12 protein-coding genes are annotated in these 17,060 nt (G+C 65.1%); 5 read left to right on the top strand and 7 right to left on the bottom strand.

Annotation, left to right across the window (positions count from 1 at the left end; genetic code table 11):
* Positions 1-206 precede the first annotated feature (206 nt).
* Positions 207-2,051 carry an asparagine synthase (glutamine-hydrolyzing) gene (gene asnB, locus ACQPWU_RS55980; protein ID WP_433435255.1) on the bottom strand — a complete coding sequence of 615 codons (1,845 nt, stop codon included), beginning with the start codon at positions 2,049-2,051 and terminating at the stop codon, positions 207-209.
* Positions 2,052-2,098: 47 nt separating this feature from the next.
* Complete coding sequence (locus ACQPWU_RS55985; protein ID WP_433435256.1) at positions 2,099-3,271, bottom strand: glycosyltransferase; 1,173 nt, start codon at positions 3,269-3,271, stop codon at positions 2,099-2,101.
* A 197-nt stretch (positions 3,272-3,468) separates the two neighbouring features.
* On the opposite strand from ACQPWU_RS55985, the gene ACQPWU_RS55990 reads away from it, so the two are divergent.
* The 4 genes from ACQPWU_RS55990 to ACQPWU_RS56005 all read left to right on the top strand — a co-directional run bounded on the left by ACQPWU_RS55990 (position 3,469) and on the right by ACQPWU_RS56005 (position 6,086).
* Positions 3,469-3,780, top strand: coding sequence for a hypothetical protein (locus ACQPWU_RS55990; RefSeq protein WP_433435257.1), 312 nt, complete (start codon positions 3,469-3,471; stop codon positions 3,778-3,780).
* 234 nt (positions 3,781-4,014) lie between these two features.
* Positions 4,015-4,860 carry an FkbM family methyltransferase gene (locus ACQPWU_RS55995; protein ID WP_433445540.1) on the top strand — a complete coding sequence of 282 codons (846 nt, stop codon included), beginning with the start codon at positions 4,015-4,017 and terminating at the stop codon, positions 4,858-4,860.
* A gap of 45 nt (positions 4,861-4,905) precedes the next feature.
* Complete coding sequence (locus ACQPWU_RS56000; protein ID WP_433435258.1) at positions 4,906-5,739, top strand: class I SAM-dependent methyltransferase; 834 nt, start codon at positions 4,906-4,908, stop codon at positions 5,737-5,739.
* Between the two features lie 179 nt (positions 5,740-5,918).
* Positions 5,919-6,086 (top strand): hypothetical protein, encoded by a 168-nt coding sequence (locus ACQPWU_RS56005; protein ID WP_433435259.1) that lies wholly within the window; start codon positions 5,919-5,921, stop codon positions 6,084-6,086.
* Positions 6,087-6,395: 309 nt separating this feature from the next.
* Here ACQPWU_RS56005 and ACQPWU_RS56010 read toward each other — a convergent pair whose 3' ends face one another.
* Positions 6,396-9,020 (bottom strand): hypothetical protein, encoded by a 2,625-nt coding sequence (locus ACQPWU_RS56010; RefSeq protein ID WP_433435260.1) that lies wholly within the window; start codon positions 9,018-9,020, stop codon positions 6,396-6,398.
* A gap of 257 nt (positions 9,021-9,277) precedes the next feature.
* On the opposite strand from ACQPWU_RS56010, the gene ACQPWU_RS56015 reads away from it, so the two are divergent.
* A complete protein-coding gene (locus ACQPWU_RS56015) occupies positions 9,278-12,808 on the top strand; it encodes a DUF4082 domain-containing protein (protein ID WP_433435261.1) in 3,531 nt (1,176 codons plus the stop codon).
* Positions 12,809-12,929: 121 nt separating this feature from the next.
* Here the strand turns inward: ACQPWU_RS56015 and rfbB are convergent, their stop codons facing one another.
* From rfbB to ACQPWU_RS56035, 4 genes are all read right to left on the bottom strand, one after another.
* On the bottom strand, positions 12,930-13,907 hold the full coding sequence (gene rfbB / locus ACQPWU_RS56020; RefSeq protein WP_433435262.1) for a dTDP-glucose 4,6-dehydratase: 978 nt from the start codon (positions 13,905-13,907) through the stop codon (positions 12,930-12,932).
* The gene (locus ACQPWU_RS56025; protein WP_433435263.1) at positions 13,904-14,971 is read right to left on the bottom strand and encodes a glucose-1-phosphate thymidylyltransferase; all 1,068 of its coding nucleotides are present in this window, start codon (positions 14,969-14,971) and stop codon (positions 13,904-13,906) included. Before ACQPWU_RS56025 ends, rfbB begins: the two co-directional genes overlap by 4 nt.
* 150 nt (positions 14,972-15,121) lie before the next feature.
* Positions 15,122-16,075 (bottom strand): WxcM-like domain-containing protein, encoded by a 954-nt coding sequence (locus ACQPWU_RS56030; protein ID WP_433435264.1) that lies wholly within the window; start codon positions 16,073-16,075, stop codon positions 15,122-15,124.
* Positions 16,072-17,058: a glycosyltransferase family 2 protein gene (locus tag ACQPWU_RS56035; protein ID WP_433435265.1), complete on the bottom strand. Its 987-nt coding sequence runs from the start codon at positions 17,056-17,058 to the stop codon at positions 16,072-16,074. Before ACQPWU_RS56035 ends, ACQPWU_RS56030 begins: the two co-directional genes overlap by 4 nt.
* Positions 17,059-17,060: the final 2 nt, after the last annotated feature.

Consider the following 17,060-nt stretch of genomic DNA (forward strand, 5'->3'; position numbering starts at 1 on the left):
AGCCCCGAAGGCGCACCGTGCCAACAGCAGCGCTTTTTCGGACCGTACTTAGATATACATCTCAAATAGCCTGGAACCATCCGAGCTGGACGCTCATAGACATATTTGCGAACAAGTCCTGGCGCATCGAGCCGACGTTCACGGAGGCTGACACGGCGATGGTCTTCGTCCACCGCCAGCCAGCCGTCCAGCATGGGGACAAGCCGTCAGCGCGGCACGTGCCCGCAAGCAGGTCCCCGGCTCGGCACCTCGTGCGCCCGGTGCCACAGCTCCAACTGCAACAGCGCCCACAGCTGAGAGCCGTGATCCGCGCCACTCATGTGACGATCGAGCAACGACCGGACAGCCGGCGCTCGAAAGAGCCCTCGGCTGCGGGCGGTGGTATCGGTGAGCAGGTCAAATGCCATCTCCCGCAACTCCCCCCGTAGCCATCTGGCGAGGGGCACGCCGAACCCCTTCTTGGGATACCGGAGGAGTTCCTCCGGTATCCACGGAGCGACGGCCCGCTTCAGCAGGCGCTTGGTCTCGAATCTCCGCACGTTCAACGCGCTCGGCAGACTCGCCGCCCACTCCATGAGATGGTGATCCAGGAACGGAGACCTGGCCTCCAAGGAATGGGCCATCGTGGTGATGTCGGCCTTGACCAGCAGGTCACCGGGCAGATAGGCGAGAGTGTCGACGTCGAGGATCCGTCCGAGATCGTTCTCGGCGGACGACTCCCGGAAGATCTGCTCCAGCATTCGATAGGCGTCCGCACCGGCCAAGGCGCTCCTCAGCTCGTCGCTGTAGATCGCCCATTTCTGCTCGGGACCGAGGCACGACATCAGGCGGGCATACCGATTTGCGGGACGCTCAGCGATGAACTGCAGCATCTGACCGAGCCGCCGCTGCCGCGTGCCCGCGGCGGTCCGTGCCACGATGGCAGAGCCGACGAGCGCTGCCGCGGCGGCGGGCCTGGGCGGCATCACCGGAATACGACGGGCTCGCGACATGAGTACGTGACGCCGATACCCTCCGAAACACTCATCGCCACCGTCACCGTTCAGTGCGACGGTGACATGCTGTCGGCTCAGTTTCGCCACCCAGAAACTGGGAATCGCTGATGAATCGGCGAACGGCTCGTCGAAGTGCCAGGCCAGTCCGGGCAGGACATCGAGCAGATTGCCCGTGACGACGAGCTCGTGATGCTCGGTGCCGTAGCGATCTGCTATCAATCTCGCCTTGTGACGCTCGTCGTACCGACTGTCCTCGAAGCCGATGCAGAACGTTTTCACTCTTTCCTTGCTCTGCATGGCCATGGCCGCCACCACCGCCGAGGAATCGATTCCGCCGGAGAGGAACGCTCCAATGGGCCGCTCGCTCACCATCCTGATCCGGGTCGACTCCAGCAACAGCTCGCGCAGTCGCTCTTCTTCCTCCTGTTCGTCCACTGCCGCCCGCGGCGTACGGTCCAACCGCCAGTAGCGCTGGATGGTGATCTTCCCCTTCTCCCAGATGAGCACATGGCCCGGAGGTAGCTTGTGAACTCCCTCGTAGATCGACCATGGAGCAGGGACGTACAGGTAAGTGAGGTAGTGATCCAGCGCGACCAGGTCTATCTCCCGGCGCAGCCCAGGATCCCGCGTCAGCGCCTTCAACTCCGACCCGAACCAGATCGAATGGCCATCGGACCGCCAGTAGAGCGGCTTTTTCCCGACGCGATCCCGCGCCAGGACCAGACGTTGCCGGGCACGGTCCCAGATGGCGAAGGCGAACATTCCTCTGAGGTGGTGGACCAGATCGGGACCGTGCTCCTCATAAAGGTGCACGAGGCATTCGGAATCTCCCTCGGTGCTCAGTCGGTGTCCACGGAGTGTCAGCTCCTGCCGGAGCTCGCGGAAGTTGTAGATCTCACCGTTGAACACCGCCACAACATTCTCGTCCTCGCTGTAGACGGGCTGATCTCCCTTCGCCACATCGATGATCGCCAGTCTGCGCATGCCGAGCGCCGCGTAGTCGTCGCTGTGAAAGCCGGCGCCATCGGGACCGCGGTGGACCATCACCTCGCACATGCGGCTGACGAGGTCTGGGGCGGAGCACAAGGTGGACGCCATACCGGCTATCCCACACATCGGGCCTCCAAGAGTCGCTGGTACAGCTTCACGTGCTCATCGGCGAAGACCGTGGCGTCGAGATTCTTGCGAGCCCACGCGCGTGCCGTACCCGCCAATGAAGCGGCGAACTCGGGATCGTCGAGGAGCCGGCACACGGCATCCGCCAGCGCCTTGGAGTCGGCCGGAGGAACAAGGAGCCCACGGCCATCCAGCAGTTCAGGCGTCCCACCTACAGCGGTACCGACGATGGGCCGGCCGGCCGCCATCCCCTCCATGATCGCATTGCTCAAGCCCTCGTGGAGGGAGGGAAGAACCACCACGTCCGCGCGTGCGAGGAGACCTCTCGTATCGGTGACAGGCCCCGTGAACCGAACGTCGACCTTGAGATCGGACGCCTCTCTCTCAACCTTTTCCCGCTCCGGTCCCTCGCCGACAAACACCAGGGTGCAGGCCCGGCCCCTCTGTGAGAGCATCGCCGCGGCTTGGAGGAGGAAATGATGTCCCTTCACTGGCAGGAGATTGGCCACGCACACGATCACGGGCAGACATGTGTCAATCTGGGCGGCCGCGATCCGTTCGTATGCCGACGCCGGAAGGCCGTTGTAGATCACGCTCAACTTGTGTGCCGGAACCCGCTCCAGCGTGCGGGCGTCCTCAGCGACTGCGACGGCATTGGCGATGACATGATCAGTCATCTGGGTTGCAGCCCTCTCCAGCGCGAAGACCCATCGTCGCCCCTGCTTGAAGAAGCTCTGACTCCTCCTGCCTGCGACCACGATAGGAACCCCTGCCAGACGGGCGGCCGGCGGCCCCAGAACGTAACTGCGGTACAGAAACGCATGAAGTACCTGGGGTTTCAGCCGCCGCAGCAGCCGGACAAGGGTGGCTCCCGACTTCAGGGCGCCGGCCAGCACCGCAGGCCATGATCCTGAGGTGGCGAAACCGATCTCGTGCACCTGGATCCCTGCCAGGCGCAATGCGGCCACGTGAGCGCCTCCCCCTCGCAGGACCAGCACATGCACGTCGGTCCCCCTCGCTCGGAGCTCTCGGGCCAGCAGGCACACCTGGGTCTCCGTTCCCCCGAGCTTCAACTCGTTGATCAGGAACGCGACTCGCCAGAGGGCAACTCGGTGCCTGGGCGCCAAGCGCCTTCGTAGGCAGGGTGCCACGGTCACCACCCTTCAATGAGAATCCAGCTGAGATGATTCGTTACCGAGGGTGTCTCCCACTACGACCATGGTCAAGGCCGCATAAGGCGTGTCGCCGCAGGTCACGGCGATACGTGACAACGATGACCAGATTCTGGGTCTGACTCGGGTTTGGGAATGGCTACTGTGCGTGGCTTCCCGCCCGGCCGGCTGCGATTTTGATGCCCATGCCCATTGCGCTGGTCACCAAGGTGGCGGTCCGCGTCGAGTCGATCGACCCGGGGGCTGCGCGCCGCGAGTCGTCGTCCAGCACCACGCAGCAGTACTCCTTGCTCTCACGTGTCGGATGCTCGGTGATGTCGGTGACCCACATCTGGCCATCGCGCCGTGTCGACGCTGATGCCGCGGCCCAGGATGAGTTCGGCGTGCACGCAGCAGACTTCGCGCACGCCGGCGTGCACGCAGCAGACTTCGCGCACGCCGGCGTGCACCGGGCGGATCAGAATCGCGGATCCCCAGGTCGTGGGAGAGCTGTTTGACGGTCGGCTCTACCGAACTCGGGACACATCAGCCTCCGTCAAAGCCGGCGCCGTTGAAACACAACGCTCGCCCAGCGGATGAGCCACACCGTACGTTATCCTTTACCGAAGTCGCGTCCGCCGTTGACCGGCGAACACGATATCCGTCCTCTGGTTGGAGTATCTTCCTACGCGGAAGTCCTTTTCGTAATACAATCAGAGGAACATATGCTGTCGAAGCGGCTCCTACTGGGAATGCGTCACCTTATCCTCAGAGCCCCCGTTCAGCGACTCGTACGCGAGGCTGCACTTCGCGGCCACTTGTCCTCCACCGTTTGGCGGAGACTTCATCCTTCCGGCGTCTGGAAGCTGCATGCACCCGACGGCACACCGTTTTTCTACCATTCAGTATCCACAACCGATCTCCTGGCCAGGCGTATCGTATGGACAGATATGCGGGACTGGGAGCGGTCGACGCAGCGTTTGCTCTTCGAACTGGCGAAGGACGTTGACGTCTTCGTCGACGTCGGAGCATATTCAGGTATCTACTCGATTCTCGCCTGCATCGCGAACCCTCGGCTGAGAGTGGTGGCCTTCGAGCCAAATCCAGAGATGCTCCCGAGCCTGATGGCGAACATTGTCGCCAACGATCTGGCCGAGCGGGTGACCGTGGTGAACAAGGCACTGTCCTCATCGTGTGGTCACGCTGAACTCAGCGTCCCTTCTGACAACAGCGCCGCGAGCCTGCTTCCCGTTGCGGCGGGACAGGCCGTTGTCCGCATTGAGGTGACCACCGGCGACCAGGCCCTCGAAAACCTACCGGTCGGTCTGGTCAAAATTGACGTCGAAGGCCTGGAAACGCGCGTGCTCGAGGGCATGTCGAATGTCATCAAGTGGCATCAGCCCCATATAGTCGCCGAGTGCCTGAACCAGGGCGCTCTGGACGAGATCACGGAGATGGCTGGAAAGTTCGGTTACGAATTTTTCTACCACGTACGCGAAGAGCGTCTGCTTCCGGCGGGTGACGGCTATCGGCATCCGGGCGGGGATCACAACTTCTTGATAACCCCACGTCCTCGCGTATCGGAAACCATCCCATAAACTCTTTAGTCGCGCTGCGACCTTGAGCACGATTGGAATGACCTGATGGCCACGAGCTGCAAGAATTCTGATGAGGCCCGGTTCGCTTTCGGCGACAACTGGCTGGACTATGTCAAACTGGTGGACGAGACCCGCATCGGAAAGGCAAAGGAATCGTTGACCCGGGCGCTCGGAATCAACGATCTCACCGGCCTCTCCTTCCTGGACGTCGGCTGCGGCAGCGGCCTCTTCTCGCTGGCCGCTCACCAGCTCGGCGCGAGAGTCCGCGCGTTCGACTACGATCACATGTCGGTCGCCGCGTCAGCGGAATTGCGTCGCAGGTTCGCCCCTGCCGGCGATTGGATCGTGGAGCAGGGCTCGATTCTGGACGACGACTACACCCAAGGGCTCGGTCGCCACGACGTGGTGTACTCCTGGGGAGTTCTGCACCACACCGGAGACATGTGGCGGGCGATCAACGTCGCCGCCTCCCTGGTCAAGCCAGCGGGACTGCTGTACATCGCTATCTACAACGACCAAGGTTCCGCCAGCCGGCTATGGTGGCGGCTCAAGCGCCAATATGTACAGGCAGGTCCGCTGATGCGGAAGTCCCTGATCCTGTCCGGTGACGCGTACTTCCGGAGCCGCGGCCTTGCGGGACGCCTGATACGGGCCGCGGCCGGAGCATCCGCCCCGCGTGAGGTCACGCGCCGAGGCATGTCGAGGAGACACGATCTAATCGACTGGATGGGGGGCTTTCCTTTCGAAGTGGCAAAACCGGAGCAGGTGTTCGCGTTCCTCCGGGAGCGTCATTTCGAGCTCCGGCACCTTACAACGTGTGCCGGTGGACTCGGCTGCAACGAGTATGTATTTGAGGCGCCGGCGCCAGATCGATCATGAAGCACACAGGTGCATTTGATCGGGATAACAAGCTCACCGGTGGAAGTCCGGTCCTGGCGGCTGTCAGGACCGGCCGGTAGCAGGCTGGCTGCCTCGTCTGGAAACGGCGGTGCCGAGCTCGACATCGGGGCGAAGGCCCCCGGCACCTTGCGGATGATGGTGCCGGAACGTGGCGTCCCATGACCGACGATCTCGAGACGTGGCTGGCCGGCCAGGTGGGCATCGGAGGGCGCCCTGGTATCGCGATCAGCCGTGTGGACGGACATGACCAGCGGGCGCGCACGTGGCTGCTGGTGCACACCAACATCCCGGGAGGGGCGCTGTCATCCTCTGCCCGCGCCGGGTGATGCTCCCGAAACCATCGATTTCCCGTGCCCTACCTGCTCGTTCGCGCAGGTAGGGCACAGTTTTGGAGTCGTTCGTCACGATCACTCCCCCGTCCCGTCCGCGGAGTGGGAAGCGTCTACGTGTGCTGTCCGAGCGCAGGCTGTCCGCTGGGCCACCATCAGCGCCCGCGCCACTCCAGCCCCCGACCCTTCACCCACGGACAGACCGCGACTCGCGCATGGCTGGTCCATCACGCCGCGGAACCGGGACCCTACGTGCGAGAGCCCCTGCTCATCGAGGGTTTGGACCGACACGGTGATCAAGAGAGATCAAGCCGCGGATCCGGGCTGAGGCACGGCTATCCTGTCCGATGCGGGGAGCCGGTAAGCGGCGTAGTCGCCGGCACGGTACTGCAGTTCGGCGAACTCCCCCAGCCGGGAGCCTGGGGGCAGCCGGCGTTCGTCAACCAGGAGCCAGCGCACGCCGTACTGCACTCGCAGACGCTGGATCGTGCCTGGTGACGGCGACTGGAAGGCCGCTTCGTTCGCCTCGAGTCGTTCCGGATCCCAGAAGGGCTGGTTCCGGGCCAATTGCCCTGGTTTCCAGCTTTCCACATTCTTTACTGTGTATGTCCACCCTTCGACGAGCATGTGCCGCTCGGTCAGCGCGGAAGACCAGAACTGCCGGCCGTCGCATGGGTTCTCGTAGCCCCACCGGCAATGCACGTTCGTGGCGACCAGATCGTCAGGGGCCGAGTGGGCGCGAATCCATCGTGCCGCTGCCAGAACGCCTTGCGGAATCGCCGACGCCTGCGCCGCGGAGGCGGACGTTTCCTCGCCACCGCGTGACAAGAAGGTGAAAACACGTACGTGGTAGGCAGCAGGCAGACCAATGGCAGCGACCGCCGAGATTACGAGAGCCCATCCGCGGAGCCCCGACCTCGTGGCCACGACAGCCGTGGCCCCTAGTGCGATGACGACCACCAGCGCGACATATGGTACGTAGACGGTGTCCAGCTGGCCGGGGTCGAGCGGCGGTCGAAGGCCCCACAGGACGGGGATGGCGTAGGCGCCGACCAGTCCTGCGCCGATCGCGCACAGGGTTACGCGGAGCGGCACGCGTGCTTGCCGCAGCATGACGAAGGCCCCGAACACCGCGATGATCGCGAGATAAGGAAACGACCCCCACAGGAAGTACAAATGACTCCTGCCCGGATGGTCGAACATGACCACCGCGCCGAGGCCGGCAGCGGCTATACCGAGCATGAGCACCACGTCGGAGCGGATGAGCAACCATGGCCGACTCAGCAGTCCGAGGACCGGGCTCCATGTGACAGCCCACGCCAGCAGGTACACCGCTGCCACGCCGAACAAGGACATCAGCGGTGGCTGGATGTCCACTGACGTGCCGGTCAGGTCATGCCATATGGTTCCCATGTAGGAGAAGGGCGCGATGAGCATTCCCTGCCGAGCCCCGCCGAAGAGCACGAACTGCGCGAAAAGCAGGCAGGCGATCGTCATCCCGAGCGCGGCGAGCGCGGGCCACAGCAGTTGGCGCCGCTTCCACCACGTCACCGCCGTCACCATTGCCAGCCCCACGACGAGCATGGGCAGACAGGTGGCCTTGGCACCCATCACCGCCATGAGGAAGACGCCCAGGAGAAGCCATACCGCGAGGTCGTTCCTGCGCCGCCCGAGCAGATCGACCGAGATCAGGACGATCGGCACGAGCAGCAGCGACCCGAAGGTGAACGTGGGGCTTGTCCATGCGGCATCGCGGATTCCGCCCCAGGTGAACGCCGCGAATGAGCCGAGGAACAAGCGGGGGGCACCCAGGCCGAGTGTGACCACGACAGCGAGCACGGCGCCCATCCACGATCCGATCACCCGCCGTGCAAGCATCGCGACCAGGACGACGAACGCGGCCAGCATGGGCAGCACGCCCAGTCGAAGCAGCAACACCATGGGCTCCACTCCGCTTATCCAGCTGGCGGCGGCCCAGTGCGCGTACACGAACCAGTGATAAAGAAGCGGTTCGCCGGCGACTGCGGGATTCATCGGCGGCACGTGATGCTTCAACTCACCGATGAGCCCGAGGTGATAAGAGGTGTCGACAGGAGAAGACTGCGCCAATGCCGGCCAGGTGAGCGGTTCGGCGCCGAAGTGTTTATAGGCACTCTCGGCCACGAGATAGCAGACGATCAGTGCGAGCGCCCATGGCCACCAGAGCGGGGAGGAGGACCTGGGGCCGGCTTTCCAGTGCGTGCGAAGCCGAGGCACGGCGAGGAAGATGATGTACGTGGCGATCGGCCACACCAGGACAAGCAGCGGAGATCCCGCCGCCCGGGCCGGAATGTAGACCGCCAGTTCCACGGCGAGTCCGAGCGCGAGACCAAGCGCCAACTCCTCTGCGAGAGTGCGCGTGCCACCATAGAGGGCACGGATCAAGAGCAGGCCCGGGAGCGCGACACACAGCACAAGATACGCACTGTAGAAAGCCATATCCGAGACGGAAACGCCATAGCGATTCAGCACGGCCGCAGTGAAGCCGAGCGTGAGCACCCCCGGCAGCCAGTCAAAGGCACGCCGCGCCCACCCGGAGCGAACGGAATGTTCCCTCTGTCCAGGGAGCCACGTTGGTTGGACGTTTGTTAGCGATCCTTGTTGAGATGTGGCCATGAATGGAGTGTGTCCGCGCTGAGGATCATCACGAGTCCAGGACCCTCGCCACTGGGGGAGTCCTTGCCATTCCCTAACAAGGTCGTGAGCGAGAGCAGAGGCGAGGAGCCTGCCCGCGGCGACCGTCATCCCGAGCGCGACCATCGCCGGCCACAGCGGTCCGCGCCTGGTCATCGCGTTGACCGCCATCACCATCAGGCCGAGGGCGAGCATGGGCAGCGCACCCAGCCGGAACAGCAGCACGAGCAGCAGGCCGGAAAGCACGAGAGCGAGCACGACACAGGCCGCCAAAAACGCCAGGTCTGTTCCAGAAACGCCGTAACGAAGCAGGACGGTGCGATGAAACCCTCTGTGAGCAGCGCGGGCCGGCACGTATCCGCGTGATTCGGCCGTGTCGGGTTCGCTGGTTTAGGGCGCAAGAAAGTGACGGCAAAAACATCGGATCATGAGGTCATCCAGAATGTTCCCCGGCGGGCCGCGTCGCCAAACTCCTTCCCATCTGGCTACGGCGATGGATGGCTACCGGAGGCTTCGTGCGACACAACCAGAAGAGTGCCAGTCGCTGGACGCGGCGGCTGCTGCGGACGGCGCTCGTCGGTTTCGGCGGCGGCGTGGTGTCGTTGATCAGCCTGCTGGGCCCCGACTCACCGCCCGCGCCACCGACGCCGCCACCGTCGGCGGCGCTGACGTCCGCGGACCACTCGCACAGCGCAGAGCAGCCGGAGAACCAGCTCTCCGAGACGGCTTTCCCACGGCTGCCGGGCATGAAACCGAAGGAAAACTCCGCTGCCTTCCGCAAGCGGATCAGGGCCGCATCCGCGCGGGCCAAGAAAAAGCGGGCCGACTGCCCGCCGGACTCCGTCATCTGCATCGAGAACAGCCTGCCCGGCAACCCGCCGAGCCAATGGGACTTGTCCGTTCAGAACGCGTTCATCTCCGGCTTCCCTACGCAGGCCAGCGTGAACAAGGGCGAGACCGTTCATTTCAAGGTGAGCACCGCTGCCACGGACTACCGTATCGAGATCTTCAGGCTCGGCTACTACAGCGGCTTGGGTGCCCGGCAAATGGCGACCGTCCAACCCTCCGTGCCCCTTCCCCAGTCACAGCCGGACTGCCTGAACGACACGACGACCGGACTGATCGACTGCGGTAACTGGGCCGAGTCGGCGTCGTGGCCGGTGCCGACCACCGCCGTCTCAGGCGTCTACATCGCCAACCTCATCAGAGAGGACGGCGTCTCCGGCATGAGCCAAATGATCTTCGTCATACGTGACGACGCCAGGAACTCCCAACTCCTGATCCAGGCCTCCGACTCCACCTGGCAGGCGTACAACCGCTACGGCGGCAACAGCCTCTATCGCGGTTCGCCGGACAACCGTGCGTACAAGGTGAGCTTCAACCGCCCCTACGACACCCGCAGCAGGTTCTTCAACGACGAGTACCCCATGGTGCGCTGGATCGAGGCCAACGCCTACGACGTCAGCTACTTCAGCACCGTGGACACGTCCTCCAAGCCCGGGCAACTGCTGAATCACGAGGTCTACATGTCGTCCGGCCACGACGAGTACTGGTCCGACGACATGCGGGACAACGTCCAGGCCGCCAGGGACGGCGGGGTCAACCTGACCTTCTTCTCCGGGAACGAGGTCTTCTGGAAGACCCGCTGGGAAGCGAGTATCGACGGCACCAACACCCCCTTCCGCACGCTCGTCTGCTACAAGGAGACGTTGGCGAACGCCAAGATCGACCCCTCCCCGCAGTGGACGGGGACCTGGCGTGACCCGCGTTTCTCCCCACCGTCGAACGGCGGCAGGCCGGAGAACGCGCTCACCGGGACGCTGTTCCGCATCAACGGGCGCGCGAATGACGCCATCACCGTGCCCTCGGAGTTCGCCAGCATGCGACTGTGGCGGAACACGTCGGTGGCCAACCTCCAGCCGGGGCAGACTGCCGTCTTCCCGACGGGCACGCTCGGCTACGAATGGGACGAGGCCCCCGACGACCAGTTCAGCCCGTTCGGCCTGGTGAGATTCTCGAGGACGACCGTGACGACCTCGTCGCTGTACCTGCTCGACTTCGGCGCCACGTACGGAGCGGGAACCGCCACTCACAGCCTGACGCTCTACCGGACCTCCAACGGCACCTACGTGTTCGGGGCCGGGACCGTCCAGTGGGCGTGGGGCCTCGACGCCGTCCACGACAATCCGGGCCCGCCCGCCAACATCAACATGCAGCAGGCGACCGTCAACCTTCTGGCCGACATGGGCCTGCAGCCCGCCAGCATCCAGTCGGGTCTGGTGCCCGCGATCCCGTCCACCGACACGGCGCCGCCCACTGCGGCGATCACCAACCCGGCGAGCAACGGCGTCGTCTCGACGGCAACGCTCACCCAGATACAGGGCACCGCGACCGACACGGGCGGCGGCGTGGTGGCCGCGGTCGAGGTCTCCGTGGACGGTGGCAACCAGTGGCGGCAGGCGGTGGGCCGGACCAACTGGCAGTTCAGCTGGACGACGCCGGCCACCGCGGGCCCAGTGACGATCATGGTGAGGGCCGTCGACGACATCGGCAACATCCAGACGACGACCACGCAGCGGACGGTCACGGTCGGCCTGAACTGCCCGCCGTGCACGCTGTGGCCATCCACGACCGTGCCGACCATCACCTCGCAGAACGATCCGAACGCCGTCGAACTCGGCGTGAAGTTCCGGGCCAGCAGCCCGGGCTACATCCGCGGGATCAGGTTCTACAAGGGAGCCGGCAACACGGGTACGCATACCGGCAACCTGTGGAGCTCCACGGGCCAGCTGCTGGCCACCGCGATTTTCAGCAACGAGACGGCGTCGGGCTGGCAGCAGGTCAACTTCTCCACACCCGTCCCCGTCACTGCCGGCACCACGTACGTGGCCTCCTACCACGCCCCGAATGGGCACTTCTCGGTGGACCGGCACTACTTCACCACGCAGTACACGAACGGCCCGCTCACCGCTCCAGCCAGCAAGGCGGTCGCCGGCGGCAACGGCGTCTACACCTACAGCGCGACGAGCACGTTCCCGACCAGCACCATTAACGAAAGCAACTACTGGGTGGACGTGGACTACGTGCCGTCGAGCAGCCTCTGGGACAACTCGACGACCCCCTCGACCATCGCCGGCGACACCAAGGCCGTCACGCTCGGCGTCAAGTTCAGGGCGTCCACCAGCGGCATCGTGCAGGGCATCCGCTTCTACAAGGGCACGCAGAACACCGGCACCCACGTCGGAAGCCTGTGGAGCGCCGACGGCCAGCTGCTCGCCAGCGCAACCTTCACCAACGAGACCGCGTCCGGCTGGCAGCAGGTGACGTTCTCCGCTCCCGTCGTCATCGCCGCCGGCACCACGTACGTCGCCTCGTATCACACAACAGTCGGCCGGTATGCCGTGTCGTCCTTCTACTTCGATGACAGCTACGCGAACGGCCCGCTCACCGCTCCCGCGAGTGGAACGGTCGGCGGCAACGGCGTCTACAGCTATGGGGCCACGCCCACGTTCCCGAGCAGCACCTACATCGAAAGAAACTACTGGGTCGACTTGGTCTTCGTGCCGTCGAGCAGCCTCTGGGACCTCTCAGCGGTGCCGGCCGTCCAGTCCGCGGACAACAGGGCGGTCACCCTCGGCGTGAAGTTCCAGGCGACCAGGAGCGGCCTGGTGCGGGGCATCCGCTTCTACAAGGGCCCGCAGAACACGGGCACCCACACGGGAAGCCTGTGGACCACGGACGGTCAACTCCTCGCGAGCGCCACCTTCACCAACGAGACCGCGTCCGGCTGGCAGCAGGTGGCCTTCTCGACGCCCGTCGCCATCAGCGCGAACACCACCTACATAGCCGCCTATCACACGCCGACGGGCTTCTTCTCCGTCAACAGGCCGTTCTTCACCACGCAGTATTTCAGGAACCCCCTCGTCGCGCTCGCGGACGGCGCATCGGGCGGCAACGGCGTCTACACCTACGGCGCGACGAGCACCTTCCCGACCAGCACCTTCGACTCGAGCAATTACTGGGTGGACCTGGTGTTCTCCCCCTGACCGGGGACCGGGGACCGGGGGAAGGCGGTGGGCCCGCGCTCCCCCGGTCTCCGCACATGGGGCGGCCCGGCATGCGCACATGCCGGGCCGCAATTTCGTGAGAGCGAGCAGTGCGTACGGTTCAGCCGGCCGCCCGCTTCAACGGCCGCCACCACGACTGATTCTCCTGGTACCAGCGCACCACCTCGGCCAACCCGGTCTTGAACTCGACCAGGGGCTCGTAGCCGAGGGCGCGGAGCTTGCCGCTGTCGACCGAGTAGCGCCGGTCGTGCCCGAGCCTGTCGTCCACGTGGGTGACCATCTCCCAGCCGACGCCGAACGCGTCGAGCAGCCGCTGGGTGAGTTCCTTGTTGGTGAGCTCGACGCCGCCGCCGATGTTGTAGGTCTCGCCGGGCGAGCCCTTGTCTAGCACGAGCTGGATGCCGCGGCAGTGGTCGTCGACGTGGAGCCATTCGCGGACGTTGCCGCCGTCGCCGTACAAGGGCACGGGCAGTCCGTCGATCAGGTTGGTGACGAAGAGCGGGATGACCTTCTCGGGGTACTGGTACAGGCCGTAGTTGTTCGTGCAGCGCGTCACGCGGATGTCCAGCCCGTAGGTCTGGTGGTAGGCGCGGCACAGCAGGTCGGAGCCGGCCTTGGCCGCGGAGTACGGCGAGTTGGGGAGCAGCGGCTCCCGCTCGGTCCACGATCCCGTGTCGATCGATCCGTACACCTCGTCGGTTGAGACCTGGATCATGGTCCTCACGTCCGCCTCGAGCGCGGCCTGCAGCAGCCGCTGCGTGCCGTACACGTTGGTGAGGACGAAGTCGCCGGGACCGTCGATCGACCGGTCGACGTGCGTTTCGGCGGCGAAGTTCACGATGACGTCATGGCCCGGCACCACGTCGGCGAGCAGCCGCGCGTCGGTGATGTCCCCGTGGACGAAGGCGTAGCGCGGGTGCCGGGCGACCGGGTGGAGGTTCGCCGGGTTACCGGCGTAGGTGAGCTTGTCCAGCACCGTCACGTGGGCACCCTCGTAGCCGGCATGGCGGCCGGACAGCAGCGATCGCACGTAGTGGGAGCCGATGAATCCAGCGCCGCCCGTGACCAGGATCTTCATGCGCGCACCTGGATCTTGCTGTGGTCGCCGACCATGAGCTGGTTCATGTTGGGCAGGCCCGTGGCGCGGGTGACCTCGACGTTGCGGCCGATGAGCGAGTTGGTGAGGCCGGAGACCCCGACGATGGAGGACTCCCCGAGGATGATGCTGTACTCCACTTCGGCCCCTTCCAGCACGCAGCCCTCCCCGACGGAGGTGTAGGGACCGATGTAAGATCCAATGATCTTCGTGTTGGCGCCGAGGACCGCGGGACCGCGGATCACCGAGTGCTCGACCACGGCGCCGGGCTCGATGACGACGCGCCCGGTTATCTCGGAGAGCGCGTCGACGGTCCCCTTGATGTCGCGCTCCACGGTCTCCAGGACGATACGGTTGCATTCCAGCATGTCCTGCAGCCGCCCGGTGTCCTTCCAGTAGCCGCTGACCAGGTGCGACTGCACGCGATGGCCGTTGTCGACGAGCCAGCGGATCGCGTCGGTGATCTCCAGCTCGCCGCGCGCCGACGGGTTGATGGCGCGGACCGCGTCATGGATCGCGGGAGAGAACGTGTACACGCCGACGATGGCGAGATCGCTGCGCGGGTGCTCCGGCTTCTCCTCCAGCCCGATGATCTCCCCATCGGGACCGAGTTCCGCGACTCCGTAGAGTTGCGGCTCGGCGACCTTGGTGAGCAGGATCTGGGCGTCGTAGTCGGCCCTTCGGTAGGCGTCCACCAGGTCCGCGATGCCGTTCACCAGGAAATTGTCCCCGAGGTACATGACGAACGACTCGTCGGCGAGGAAGTCCCTGGCTATCAGCACGCAGTGCGCCAGCCCCAGCGGCTCCTCCTGCGGGATGTAGGTCACCTCCAGACCGAACCTGGAACCGTCACCCACCGCCTCCCGCACCTCGCGGGCCGTGTCACCGACGATGATGCCGACCTCGGTGATACCGGCGTCTTTGATCGCCTCAAGCCCGTAGTAGAGCACGGGCTTGTTGGCTATGGGGACCAGTTGCTTCGCCGAAGTGTGGGTAAGCGGGCGCAGCCTGGTGCCCTTACCGCCCGCCAGAACAAGTGCCTTCACCGCTCCATGTACCCTTCCGCGAGGAACGCATGGTGGACTGGAACTCTGTCCACTCGAATTTATGCGCGGCGCGAATCGGGCGAGCCGTGCGCCACCTTTCCTTTTGCCGAAGGGCTTGCCACCCGTTGCCAACGTAAGAGAGTTAGTTCCTCATATGGGCACCGGTGCGCCGGAGACGATCTGCAGGAAGTCGTCGTACGAACGGATGTAGTCGTCGGGGTCGTAATGGTGCGAGGCGAACACCAGGAGCACGGCGTCCGGCGAGTAGCGATACTGCGTCCCCCAGAGCATGGCCGGCATGTACACGCCGCGGCTGGGGCGGTCGAGGGTGATCTCGCGCCGGTTGCGCCCGTCGTCGAGGAGGATGCCGCACGAGCCGTGCACACAGACGAGGAACTGCTCGCACTGCTTGTGCGCGTGCTCGCCCCGCACTTCCCTGCTCGGCACGTTGAAGACGAGGAAGTAGCGCGCGGGCGTGAAGGGCAGTTCGCGCTCGAACTCGCCGACCGACAGCTCGCCGCGCAGGTCCTTCGCCACCCTCAGCTCGTGCAGGCTCGCGCTCCCCACGCCCAGCGCCACCCTGCCGGGCGACCCAGCGCCATCGGCTCGCAGCAGCGGAATGCCAGGATCCTCCCTGTCCGCGACGTAGCCCGTGATCCGGGCGGGGTTGCCGACCACGATCGCGTTCGGCGGCACAGACCGCGTCACCACGGCCCCCGCGCCCACCATCGCACCGGTGCCGATCTCGACTCCGGGCAGGATGGTGCTGTTGGCGCCGATGGAGGCTCCGGCCCTGACGACGGTACGGTCGAACGAATCCGGATAGACCTTGCTGCGCGGGAACCGGTCATTGGTGAACGTGGCGTTGGGGCCGATGAAGACGTCGTCCTCGATCGTGATCCCGTCCCAGAGCTGGACGCCGCACTTGACGGTAACCCGGTCGCCCAGCACGACGTCGTTCTCGACGAACACCCCGTCACAGATGTTGCACTCGCGGCCGATCCGAGCGCCCGGCAGGACGTGCGCGAACGCCCAGACCCGCGTGCCCGAGCCGACGGTCACGCTCTCGCACAGGGCCCGCGGATGCATGAAGACGTCGTTCATGACCGCCCGCCTGTGGAAACGAGGCCGACGCCGCTGTCGCACGATCCCTCGAAAGAGCGCGCGGTGCGGACGAGAGCGAGCGGCCGTCTCTTCGTGTTCTCGTAACTTCGCCAGGCATAGGACCCGATGAAGGCAACGCCCAGCGTGTTGAGCGCGCCGAAGAACGTGATGACCACGATCGTGGCCGCGTAGCCCGCCGCCTCGATCTGGCCGGCCAGCCGCATGGCGAAGACGAAGATCGCCAGGCATCCGGCGACCAGGAAGCCCAGGAGGCCGATGACCGTGAGGATGCGGATGGGCAGGTCAGTGAAGGCGAAGACACTGTCCAGGAGATAGTCGATCTTCTTGGCGAGTGTCCACGAGCTCTTGCCGTGCGCCCGTTCCCGCCGCCGGTACGGCACCTCGCCGCGCCGGAAGCCGAGCCAGTACACGAGCCCCACCAGCGAGGTGTTGGCCTCCTCCAGCCGGAGCAGCTCGTCACGGATGCGCTGGTTGCAGCCGAAGACGTCCACCCCGCCCGCGGGGATCTCGGGCAGGACGAAACGCCGGTAGAAGCGCCAGAAGAGATTGGCGGACAGACGCGTCATCCCCGGATCGTCCCGGCTCTCGCGCACACCCACCACGATGTCGGCGACGTCGTTCACGAGCCTGTCGAGAAACGTGATCACCAGGTCGGGTGGCTCCTGGAGGTCCGCCGCCATGACCGCGAAGTAGTCGCCCTTGGCGGCTCGGAGACCCGTGCGAATGGCGGCGAAGGAGCCGAAGTTCCGCGCGTGCAGCAGCAACTGCGATCGGAACGGCGCCTCCGGCAGGGCCGCTTTGAGGAGGTCGAAGCTGTTGTCGGGGCTTCCGTCCACGACGAAGACGAACTCCACCGGCATGCGGTGACGTTCCGCGACGGTCGCGCTGATGTCCGTGAACTCAGCGATCAATCGTGGGACGAACTCCGCATTGCGGTATACGGGAACGATCACCGAGAGCATGG

The sequence above is a fragment of the Nonomuraea sp. CA-141351 genome, assembly GCF_050944675.1.
In the GTDB taxonomy this organism is placed as follows: domain Bacteria; phylum Actinomycetota; class Actinomycetes; order Streptosporangiales; family Streptosporangiaceae; genus Nonomuraea.

Coding starts and splice junctions, on each gene's coding strand:
- asnB (WP_433435255.1), bottom strand. CDS start 2,051: ATGTGCGAGGTGATGGTCCACCGCGGTCCCGATGGCGCCGGCTTTCAC.
- ACQPWU_RS55990 (WP_433435257.1), top strand. CDS start 3,469: ATGCCCATTGCGCTGGTCACCAAGGTGGCGGTCCGCGTCGAGTCGATC.
- ACQPWU_RS55995 (WP_433445540.1), top strand. CDS start 4,015: ATGCGTCACCTTATCCTCAGAGCCCCCGTTCAGCGACTCGTACGCGAG.
- ACQPWU_RS56000 (WP_433435258.1), top strand. CDS start 4,906: ATGGCCACGAGCTGCAAGAATTCTGATGAGGCCCGGTTCGCTTTCGGC.
- ACQPWU_RS56005 (WP_433435259.1), top strand. CDS start 5,919: ATGACCGACGATCTCGAGACGTGGCTGGCCGGCCAGGTGGGCATCGGA.
- rfbB (WP_433435262.1), bottom strand. CDS start 13,907: ATGAAGATCCTGGTCACGGGCGGCGCTGGATTCATCGGCTCCCACTAC.
- ACQPWU_RS56030 (WP_433435264.1), bottom strand. CDS start 16,075: ATGAACGACGTCTTCATGCATCCGCGGGCCCTGTGCGAGAGCGTGACC.
- ACQPWU_RS56035 (WP_433435265.1), bottom strand. CDS start 17,058: ATGCTCTCGGTGATCGTTCCCGTATACCGCAATGCGGAGTTCGTCCCA.